Origin of the sequence: Azospirillum sp. TSO22-1 (assembly GCF_003116015.1) — a bacterium.
In the GTDB taxonomy this organism is placed as follows: domain Bacteria; phylum Pseudomonadota; class Alphaproteobacteria; order Azospirillales; family Azospirillaceae; genus Azospirillum.
Genome location: NZ_LGQZ01000179.1, coordinates 1 through 10,142, shown reverse-complemented (window position 1 = coordinate 10,142; position 10,142 = coordinate 1). Strand labels below are relative to the sequence as shown.

The 10,142-nt window shown below is 71.6% G+C and carries 7 protein-coding genes; 4 read left to right on the top strand and 3 right to left on the bottom strand.

The annotated features are described in order from the left end of the window. A partial coding sequence (locus TSO221_RS32515) for an EAL domain-containing protein (protein WP_146208981.1) occupies nt 1–805 on the top strand: 805 nt, incomplete at its 5' end. A gap of 305 nt (nt 806–1,110) precedes the next feature. Here the strand turns inward: TSO221_RS32515 and TSO221_RS32510 are convergent. Then, nucleotides 1,111–1,629, bottom strand: a complete 519-nt coding sequence (locus TSO221_RS32510) for a GNAT family N-acetyltransferase (protein ID WP_247878375.1) — start codon at nt 1,627–1,629, stop codon at nt 1,111–1,113. A gap of 559 nt (nt 1,630–2,188) precedes the next feature. Continuing rightward, nucleotides 2,189–2,488, bottom strand: coding sequence for a Nif11-like leader peptide family natural product precursor (locus TSO221_RS32505; protein WP_109122612.1), 300 nt, complete (start codon nt 2,486–2,488; stop codon nt 2,189–2,191). Between the two features lie 164 nt (nt 2,489–2,652). Between TSO221_RS32505 and TSO221_RS32500 the strand changes: the two genes are divergently transcribed. Genes TSO221_RS32500 through TSO221_RS32490 form a run of 3 tightly spaced genes read left to right on the top strand, consistent with a single transcriptional unit; the run spans nt 2,653 to nt 9,148 of the window. After that, complete coding sequence (locus tag TSO221_RS32500; RefSeq protein WP_109122611.1) at nt 2,653–4,062, top strand: NHLP bacteriocin system secretion protein; 1,410 nt, start codon at nt 2,653–2,655, stop codon at nt 4,060–4,062. Beyond that, nucleotides 4,059–6,263, top strand: coding sequence for an NHLP family bacteriocin export ABC transporter peptidase/permease/ATPase subunit (locus tag TSO221_RS32495; protein ID WP_109122610.1), 2,205 nt, complete (start codon nt 4,059–4,061; stop codon nt 6,261–6,263). The genes TSO221_RS32500 and TSO221_RS32495 overlap by 4 nt, the downstream gene beginning before the upstream one ends. A gap of 32 nt (nt 6,264–6,295) precedes the next feature. Further along, nucleotides 6,296–9,148 (top strand): NHLP bacteriocin export ABC transporter permease/ATPase subunit, encoded by a 2,853-nt coding sequence (locus TSO221_RS32490; protein WP_158284282.1) that lies wholly within the window; start codon nt 6,296–6,298, stop codon nt 9,146–9,148. Here the strand turns inward: TSO221_RS32490 and TSO221_RS32485 are convergent. Beyond that, nucleotides 9,145–10,142 (bottom strand): lanthionine synthetase LanC family protein (locus TSO221_RS32485; RefSeq protein WP_211099144.1); only part of this gene is annotated, 998 nt, incomplete at its 5' end. The genes TSO221_RS32490 and TSO221_RS32485 overlap by 4 nt on opposite strands.

Here is a 10,142-nt window from a genome sequence, read left to right as displayed (position 1 = left end):
CGTTCTGCCCGCCGCGGCGCGCGCCGCCCCCGCCACGCCGACGGTCGAGGCGCTCTCCGCCGCCATCGAAACCGGCCGGCTGTTCCTGCTCTACCAGCCCAAGGTCGACATCGCGACGAAGCGGTTGGTGGGGGTCGAGGCCCTGGTGCGGTGGCGCGACGAGGCCGGCCGGGTCATCCCCCCCGATTCCTTCATCCCCTTGGCCGAGGCATCGGGACTGATCGACCGCCTGACGGCCTGGGTGGTCGACTGCGCGATCGGCCAAGTGGGCGAATGGCGGCGCAAGAACCTCGATCTGCGGGTGGCGGTCAACCTGTCAGCCGGGAACCTCCACAACCGCCGCCTGCCCGACCTGCTGGCGGCGCGATGCGACGCCGCCGGCGTGGCCGCCGATCACGTCATCCTGGAGTTGACCGAGACGGCTTCCATGCAGGATTTCGTCACCATGCTCGAAGTTCTGGGGCGCTTTCGCCTGAAGGGGTTCCATCTGTCCGTCGATGATTTCGGTACCGGTTATTCGTCGGTCGCCCGCCTGCTCCGGCTGCCATTCTCGGAACTCAAGGTGGATAGATCCTTCGTGTCGGGGATGGCGGACATGCACGAATCCGCCGTGGTCACCAAGGCCCTTATCGACTTGGCCCACAACCTGGGCCTTTCGGCGGTGGCCGAGGGGGTGGAAACCAGGGCTGCCTTTGAGATGTTGGAAAAATGGGGTTGCGACGTCGCGCAGGGCTATTTTTTCTCGCGACCAACCGAGGCAGCGGCGATCGAAGCGATGGTGCTCACTCCGACCTGGGGTGAGTAAGCCGATGGGCACCATTCTGGTCGTGGACGACGGGAAGGGGATGCGGGATTTCATCCGCCGGGTCCTGGAAGGGATTGGCCACCGCGTCATCGAGGCCGGCGACGGCAACCAGGCACCCATCGCCATGAAGGGCGTGAAACCCGACGTCAAAGTGCTCGCTATCTCTGGTGGCGGGCGCACGCAATGGACCTGCAGGCCGTCTCACCGTGGGCCGGCGCGGGCGATGGTGGTCTTGCCGGTGCCGGGCCCGGGCAGGCCGGCCAGGATGATGAGCATTCCCGTCTCCCGCTCGCCGTGGCACCACGCTATGTCAGGAAGCGGGCGCGGAGTTCCTCGTCGTGATAGCGTCCGCCGACCTTGAGCGCGTGCCGTTCAAGGCCGTAGGCGAGGAACCCCATGCGGTCGTAGAAGCGGCATGCCCTACGGTTGTCGGCGTCGACGCTGAGCTGGACGACCTCCACCGTACCGCGGGCATGGTCGAGCACCGCCTCGACCAGGGCGCCGGCGGCCGCGCTGCCGCGTACGGCCTCCCGCACGTACAGCCCCCACAGCACCCCCTTGTGCTTCCGCTTGGCTCCGTCGCAGACGAAGAAGCCGACGCTCCCCACCATCTCCATACCCGAGAAGGCTCCCCAGATTGGTCCACGGGCGATACGGTCGGCGAAGAAGCCAAGCGGTTGAGCGGCTTCCGCGACCAAGGGGGACCCGAACGCCTCGGGGTGGCGTTCCAGGGCTTCCAGGCGCAGCTCCCGCCATGCCTCCACGTCGGCCTCACCGAGGCGGCGGACGGTGATCTCCGTCATCGTCTGATCTTTCCATGCCATGTCCCGGGATGCGCGGGGCAGTCTATCAGACGGGGACGCATCCGAAGGGGCGCGGCTTGCCGCAGCCGACGGCCGTGCGGCAATCCGCGGCCTCCCGTTCAGCGCTTTCCGGATAATTCAATATGCACAAGACAGGTTGTTCAGCGCCTATCAAAGCGCGAGGGGCCATTGCTTGTCGGCTGGCGATAAGGCGCTGAGAGCCTCCAGGAGCATGGCGGCTCGGACTGCCTGCTGTTCCTGAGTGAGAATACAAAATGGATAGCAGTCCGCGCAGGCAGCCAATCCTTTGTGCTCAATGGTTTTGCGACAGAGACGCAGCATCTGCTGTCGGTCCGCCTCACGTGACATCGCGTTTCCTACTCTTGGAGCGCCGCAGGGGGCTCTCGCTCCGACCTGTAACCGGTTGAGCGGGAGGCGGCGGTGCATAGGGGAACACTGTCGCATTTTGTCGTATCTGCATGCCACTGGTATTGCAGAACGGTCGCGTCTTCAGGCGTGGTGTAAGAGCCGGGGTGCTCTTGTGGTCTGGTGTCGGAACATCCCGGCTACGAAAAGATACTCACTTCGTAAAGATGCAGTAGCATCCCTTGGTGAACATGCAATACGGCGATCCGCCGCCGGACACGTGCTCGAGAGCGTCATCGTCCAAAGCTTCCACGCTTCCTGACGCGGCAGCGGCGCGAGCGGCAAAGGCGCCTTCGATCTCCTCGGGGGCGAGCGTGACACCCTTCGACGCAGCAAAGCGCGCCAGCGCCTTCGATGCCTCCTTCACGTCACCGGACCCGGCGGCGCCACGAAGGATATCGGGCTCGCCGGCAATGAGGGCTTCGAGCTTTTCCAGATTGTCCACGTTCGCCATGACCGCCCCATCCTCTCCTTTGGTGGTAGCGGATGATCGTTTTCATACATTTTATCTGTCAACCAAATTCTGCCGTCTGATCAACCCACCACACGCAGTGCCGGCAAGTATCCTGTGGATCGATCTTTGCCGTTGCGTTCGTGTTGGCATTGGCAGAGCATGTCATGGCGCAACATACTTCCAATAAGAGCGCAGCGTTCGGCCCTCGGTTGGCTTGCATTTTCGCAAATGGTCGCGCACCGTGCCGGCGGATGCCGGGTTCCGTTAGGCCGGCTGGGATTGGACAAGGGTCGATACTCGAATCTATGGGGACCGCCAAGCTCACCCTCCGTGCCGCCAATCCAGAGCAGCTCGATCGCATGGTCCGTGTCGTGCCGCCGCTCGGCTGGCTCGTGTTCGCGGTGTTCGCCCTGGTCGTTCTCGGCGGCGTGGTGTGGGCGGCGGTCTCGACCGCACCGGTCAAATTGACCGCCTCGGGCATTCTGCAGGGCAGTGGCGGAGTCGTCCTGGTGTCGGCTCCCGCATCGGCACCGCTCGTCGAAATGCGCGTGCGCGTCGGCAGCCGGGTCGCGGAAGGGGAGATCGTCGCGCGCTTGGACGAGCCGGTGCTGGACGCCCGCATGGCCGCCGTCGAAGCCCGGCTGGCCGCCCTCGCCTCCGAGCGCACGCGGATCGAGGCCTTCCACGCCCGCGAGCGCGAGGTGTACGCGCGCGCCGACGCGCAGCGGCGGCAGGGCTTGGAGCGCTCTTTGCAACAGGCCCAGGAGCGCGAGGCCGCTTTGCTTCAGCAGGGCGCCAGCCAGCGCGATCTGCTGACGCGTGGCTTCGCGACGCGCGACCGCATCCTGACCATCGACGCCGACGTGGCGCGCGCCCGGCAGGATGTGCTGGACGCCCGCAACTCCCTGAACCGGCTGGTCATCGACGCCGACGAGCGGGCGATGCGGAGCGAGCGCGAGTTAATGGAGGCGGACACCAAGGTCGCGCAGGCGCGCCGCGAGCTGGCGGAGATCGCCGCCGAGCGCGCCGGCCGGGCGGAGGTCCGCGCGCCGGTGGCCGGCCGGGTGGTCGAGCTGTCCGCCGCCCCGGGGGACCGCGTGCAGGCCGGCGCGGCGCTGATGCGGCTGATCCCCGATCAGGCGGAGGCGGCTGCCGACACGCTGGTCGGCATCCTCTACGCGCACGCCGGAGACGGCAAGAAGGTGCGCGCGGGCATGCCGGTGCAGATCGTCCCCTCGACCGTGCGGGTGCAGCGCGACGGCTTTATCCTGGGCGAGGTCATCGACGTCTCGGAAATCCCGGCGACGCGCGAGGCGCTGCAGCAGACCCTGAAGAACGATGCCTTCGTCACCAAGCTGATGGCCGACGGTCCGCCCTTCGAGCTGCGCGTGGCGCTGCGCCGGGATCCGCACACGGTCAGCGGCTTCGCGTGGTCGTCATCGTTGGGGGCGACCCGCGCGGTGGAGAGCGGGACGGTCATCCAAGGCGCCGTGGTGGTCGAGCGGGTGCGGCTGCTGGCGCTGGTCATCCCGGAAATCGACGCGCTGCTCCACGCCGCCGGCTTCGACCGATGACGGTCGCCGCGGATATCGCCGCCGGCCGGCGCCACCGGGTGCGGCGCACGCCCACCATCTTTCAGATGGAGGCGGTGGAATGCGGGGCGGCGTCGCTCGCCATGGTGATGGCCCACCACGGCCTGTGGCGGCCGCTGCCGGAGCTGCGCGAGGCGTGCGCCGTGTCGCGCGACGGCAGCCGGGCGTCGAACCTCGTGCGCGCCGCGCGCCGCTACGGCTTCGTGGCGCGGGGATTCCGCTGCGAACCGCAGCATCTGCACGACTTCCCCACGCCGGCCGTCGTCTTCATCAACCTCAACCACTACGTGGTGTTCGAGGGGGTGCGCGGCGGCAAGGTCCACCTGAACGACCCGGCCGCCGGACGGCGGGTGCTGACGGCGGCGGAGTTCGACGCCGTCTTCTCCGGCATCGTCCTGACCTTCGAGCCGGGGCCGGAGTTCCGGCGCGGCGGCGCGCGCCCGCATCTCCGGCGCGACCTCGCCGCCCTGCTCGACGGCGCGCGCGGCGCCTTCCTGCTGGCGCTTCTGGCCGGGCTGACGCTGGTGCTGCCCGGGCTGGTGGTGCCGGCCGCCATGCAGGTCTTCGTCGACTACTATCTGGTGGACACCCAGCCGCACTGGATACCGGGCCTGATCGCCGTCCTGATCGTCGGCGGGCTGCTGCAAAGCGGCCTCACCGGGCTGCAGGACGCGGTGCTCGTGCGGCTGCACACGCGGGTCGCGCTGGCCTCGGCAGGGCGCATGGTCTGGCGCATGCTGCGGCTGCCCGTGCGTTTCTTCAGCCAGCGCCACGCCGGCACGCTGGCCGGGCGCGTCGACCTCGCCCGGCAGCTCGGCCTCCTCGCCGGCGACCAGACGGTGCGCGGCGCGCTGGCCGCCGTCAGCGCCGCCGCCTTCGCCGCCGTGATGGCTGTGCACAGCCCGCTGCTGACCGCCATCACGCTGGTCATGACCGGCGCGTTGCTGGCGGTGTTCGCGCTGGTTCAGGGACGGTTGGAGGAACGGGCGCGCAAGGCCGGCATGGCGGCCGTCAAGCTGCACGGCCGCGCCATGCAGGGCATCGGCATGATCGAAACCCTGAAGGCGAACGGCACCGACAGCGCCTTCTTCGCGCAGTGGAGCGGCCAGCTCGCGCTCATGGTGCGCGAGCGGCTGGCCGCTGGCCGCATCGAGGCCATCCTCGGCGCCCTGCCGGAAAGCCTGATGATGCTCAACCGCGCCCTGGTCCTGGCGGTATCGGCCTGGCTGGTGGCGCAGGGAGACATGACGGCGGGCAAGCTGGCGGCGTTCCAGGGCCTCGTCAGCGCCTTCACGGCTCCGCTGACCGTGCTGATGACGCAAGCGGCGGGACTGAAGCAGGCGCGCGGGACCCTCGACCAGTTCGCCGACGTGGCGGACGCCGAGCCGGCCTGGGAGTTCGCGCAGGCCGACGCGCCGGCAGGCGCTCCGACCGCGGCCGCCACCGGCATCGGCCGGGTGCGCAAACTCAGCGGCCGGGTCGAACTGCGCGGCGTCGCCTTCGGCTACAATCCGGTCGCCGACCCGCTGATCCAGGGGTTCGGCCTCGACCTGACGCCCGGTGCCCGGGTGGCGCTGGTCGGCCCCTCGGGCAGCGGCAAATCGACGGCGGGCCGTCTGGTCTGCGGCCTGTTCGACCCCTGGGCGGGCGAGATTCTGCTCGACGGCACCCCGATCCGCAGCCTGCCCCGGGCGGTGCTGCGCAACTCCGTGGCCGTGGTCGACCAGGAGATCCACCTGTTCGAGGGCAGCGTGCGCGACAACGTCACTCTGTGGGACGAGGCCATGCCCGAGCGGCGCCTCGTGCAGGCCTGCAAGGACGCCATGATCCACGACGACATCGTGGCCCGCGCCGGCGGCTACGCCGCCCGCGTCGAGGAGGGCGGCCGGAACTGGAGCGGCGGCCAGCGCCAGCGCCTGGAGATCGCCCGCGCGCTGGTCGCCGAGCCCAGCCTCCTGGTGCTGGACGAGGCGACCAGCGCGCTCGACCCGCTGATCGAGAAGGCGCTGGTCGACAACATCCGCCGCCGCGGCTGCACCTGCCTGGTGATCGCGCACCGCCTGAGCACGATCCGCGACTGCGACGAGATCATCGTGCTGGACCGCGGGCGCATCATCGAGCGCGGCCGGCACGAGGACCTGATGGCGGCGGGCGGACACTACCGCCGGCTGGTGGAATCATGACGGTGCTGCGCCGCCCCCCGGCGGATCGCCCGATGATCGGGATCGCCGGCAACCGGCCGCTTGTTCTCGACGACCCGCAACGCCGGTACCTGGTGTTGCAGGGCACGGTGCAGGTGTTCCTTGTCGAAAGGCTCGAGGACGGCCGCCCGGGCACCCGCCGGCACCTGTTCGAGGCGGCGGCCGGCGACCTGCTGTTCGGCATGGACACCGCGGCCGGCCTGCTGGACGTGATGATCCTGGCCACCGGCACGCCCGACACCCGGGTGCTCGATCTCGGCACGGACGGGGTGGACACGGCGGCGACGAACGATGTCCTTGCGGCGGTGGAACGCTGGGTGACGAACCTGTCGCGCGCCATCGCCGCCCCCATCCGACCCCGGCCGCGCTTCGACGCCATCGTGGCGGCGGGGGAGAGCGTGGTCATGCCCGACGGCGGCCGGGTCGGCGGCGCGCACGGCGTGGCATGGTGCAGGGCGCCCGGCGCCCTTTACACCGACATGGAACCGGCCGACGGGGCGCCGGTCCCGCTCACCGCCGACACCTGGATCGCCGTACCGCCCGGCGGCGCGGCCGTCACGCACTCCACGGCCGCGCTGATGGAGGCGGGCGGCCTCCCGGATGCCCTGGCGCGTTTCCACGCCCTGGCCGTGGAGGTGCTGCCGGTGGCGCTGCGGCTGGCCTCGGTGGACGAGTTGAACCGCCTGCGGGCGCGCGCCGAGGGCGACCGCTGGGCGCGGGAAGCCGCGGTGCACACGCTGGCGTCGTCGCTCGGCGACGGGCGCGGCCAGCCGGCGGCGGCCCCCTCCGATCAGCCGCTGGTCAAGGCCCTGGCGCACCTGGGCACGGCGCTGGGCTTCACGGTGACACTGCCGCCGCAGGCGCACGACGAGCCGCGCCCGTACGACCTGGACGATATCGCGCGGGCGTGTCGGTTGCGCCTGCGCCCGGTGACGCTGGAGTCCGGCTGGTGGCGCCGCGACTCCGGCGCCTTCCTGTTGCTGCGCGAGCATGGACAGGAGCCGCTGGCCCTGGTTCCCGCCGGGCTTGGCCGCTACGAGGTGTTCGACCCGGCAGAGCCCGCGCCGCGGCGGCTGACGGCGGCGCAGGCGGCCTCCCTGCGCGGGCAGGCCATCGCCATCACGCCGCCGCTGCCCGACCGCCCCCTGACCGTGCGCGACCTGCTGATGGGCACGGTGCGCCGCCGGTACGGCGACCTCGCCGCCATCGCCGGCGCCGCACTGCTGGCCGGTGCGCTGGCCATGAGCCTGCCGCTGGCGATGGGCTACCTGCTCGACACCGCGGTGCCGGACAACAACCTCGGCAAGGTCGTCGAGGTGGCGCTGGGGCTGGCGCTGCTGTCCGGGATGACGCTGCTGCTGCGCCTGGCCGCCCAGTTCACCATGCTGCGCATCGAGGGGCTGGAGGGCAGCCGCGTGCAGGGCGCCGTCATGGACCGCCTGCTGCGCCTGCCCGCGGCCTTCTTCAAGGAGCACGCCACCGGCGATCTCGCCACCCGCGTGCTGGCGGTGGCCCGGCTGGAGAAGGCCCTGACCGCGTCGATGATCAACGCGCTGATGACCGGCGTGGTCGCCGCCGTCTCGTACGGCGTGATGCTCGGCTATTCCTGGCGGCTCGGGTTGCTGGCGGTGGGGTTGACTTTGCTGCTGGTCGTCATCGCCGTGACGTTCGGCTGGCGGCGCGTGCGCCACGAGGCCGACGCCATCGCGCAGGACGGGCACGTGGTCGGGCTGTCGCTGGAGCTGGCCGCGGGAATCGCCAAGCTGCGCCTTGCCGCCGCCGAGGACCGCGCCTTCCTGCGCTGGGCGCGCCGCTACGCCGCGGCCAGCCGGGCGCGTTTCCTGGCCGACCGGGCGGCCAGCCGGCTCGACGCCGTGACCGCCGGCTACCCGACGCTCGCCATCGCCGCGCTGCTGGCGGCGTGCGTCTACGGCGGTCTCGCCGACGGCGTCAGCCTCGGCCTGCTGGCGGCGTTCCTCACGGCCTTCGCCGTCGCGTTGGAGGGGCTGCGCGGGCTGTCCAACACGGCGGTGGAGATCCTGGCGCTGCTGCCGGTGGCGCGGCACGCCCAGCCGATCCTCGATGCCGTGCCCGAGGCCGACACCGGCAAGGCCGATCCCGGCGCGCTGTCCGGCGCCATCGAGATCGCCCACCTGACCTTCCAGTACCAGCCGGACGCGCCGCGCGTCTTCGACGACCTGTCGCTGAGCGTCCGTCCGGGCGAGTTCGTCGCCCTCGTCGGTCCGTCCGGCACCGGGAAATCGACGCTGTTCCGCCTGCTCCTCGGGTTCGAGGCGCCGCAGTCCGGCGCCATCCTGTACGACGGGGTGGATCTTGCCGGCCTCGACGCGCAGGCGGTGCGCCGGCAGTGCGGCGTGGTGCTGCAGAACGGCCGGCTGATGCCGGGCACCATTCTCGACAACATCCTGGGCGCGGCCACGCATCTGGCGGAGGACGCGGCGTGGGAGGCGGCCCGCCAGGTGGCGCTGGCCGAGGACATCGAACGCATGCCGATGGGCATGCACACCGTCCTCACCGACGGCGGGTCGGTGCTGTCCGGCGGGCAGGTCCAGCGCCTGCTGGTGGCGCGCGCCATCGTCGGCAAGCCGCGCATCCTGCTGCTGGACGAGGCGACGAGCGCGCTCGACAACCGGACGCAGACGGTGGTGGCCGACAGCCTCAACCGCATCGCCGCGACCCGCCTGGCGATCGCCCACCGCCTGAGCACGGTGCAGCGCGCCGACCGCATCATCGTCCTCGACCGCGGCCGCGTCGCCGAGGAAGGCACCTACGCCGAGCTGATGGCCCGCAACGGCTTCTTCGCCGCCTTCGCCAGCCGCCAGCTGACCGGCCTGGACGGGGGTTAGGCGGGCAGCAGCACGTCTGCGGCGAGATCCGGCGCCAGATGCTGGACCAACGTGTGGCCGAGGCCGGCGATGCCGCGGAACAGCGACGGGTCCTCGGGCGCCCCCGCGGCACCGGCGGCGAGCAGACGCGCACGGCCCGCCGCCCAGTCGGGCAGCCGGGCGCGCAGCGCCGCCTCCGCCTCCTGCCGCAGCGCCGCATCGTCGTCGGCGTGCGCCAGCGTGGCGAGGATGCCGATGCGTCCGGCCTCGCCGCAGCACAGATCGTCCACCTCGTCCAGCCGGGTGCGGCGGGTCGTGGCGAGCGCCGCGGCGGCGCCGTCCCGCAGGTCGGGACCGTGGAACGGCAGGAGGCGTTGCAGGGCGAGGCGTGTCAACGCGATGCCGGGCGCGCCGTGGCACCAGGTGGCGGTGACGCCGGACCCCTGCCGGCGCCAGTTGCCGGCATCGGCGTCGAACAGCGTGTCCTCGTAGGCGACGGCCTCGGCGGCGGCGGACGCCCACGCCGGCTCCCCCGTCGCCGCATGGACGTGGGCGAGGGCGGTGGCGATGCCGGCCGCCCCGTGCGACAGTCCGGCGTGCCCGGGACGGCGCCGGTCGGGCCAGTCGCGCAGGCCGGGGGCCGGTGCGCGCGACGCGCGCAGCACCGCGGTCCCGCAGGCGGTCAGCGCCGCGGCCAGGGCGGTGTCCTGCGGGCGGTGGCGGCGCAGCGCCGCCAGCCCGAGGGCCAACCCGGCTGCGCCGTCCATCACGTCGGGCACGGCGCTGCCGGCGCCCAGCGCCGCGGCGGTGGCGTCGGCGAGCGCCAGGGCGTCGTCGAGCAGCGCCGGCATCTCCAGCAGCCCGGCACACCAGGACAGGGCGGCGATGGTGCCGCCGATGCCGCACCCGTAGCCGGGCCCGACGGTGGCGGCGAGCCGCGCCGCCCCGCCGCGCCGGAGCCGGTTGCGCACGGGCTCCAGCGCGCCTACGGCGAGGCGGGGCAGGGGGGCGTCGG

Coding starts and splice junctions, on each gene's coding strand:
- TSO221_RS32495 (WP_109122610.1), top strand. CDS start 4,059: ATGACGGTCGCCGCGGATATCGCCGCCGGCCGGCGCCACCGGGTGCGG.
- TSO221_RS32510 (WP_247878375.1), bottom strand. CDS start 1,629: ATGGCATGGAAAGATCAGACGATGACGGAGATCACCGTCCGCCGCCTC.
- TSO221_RS32505 (WP_109122612.1), bottom strand. CDS start 2,488: ATGGCGAACGTGGACAATCTGGAAAAGCTCGAAGCCCTCATTGCCGGC.
- TSO221_RS32490 (WP_158284282.1), top strand. CDS start 6,296: ATGATCGGGATCGCCGGCAACCGGCCGCTTGTTCTCGACGACCCGCAA.
- TSO221_RS32500 (WP_109122611.1), top strand. CDS start 2,653: ATGGCGCAACATACTTCCAATAAGAGCGCAGCGTTCGGCCCTCGGTTG.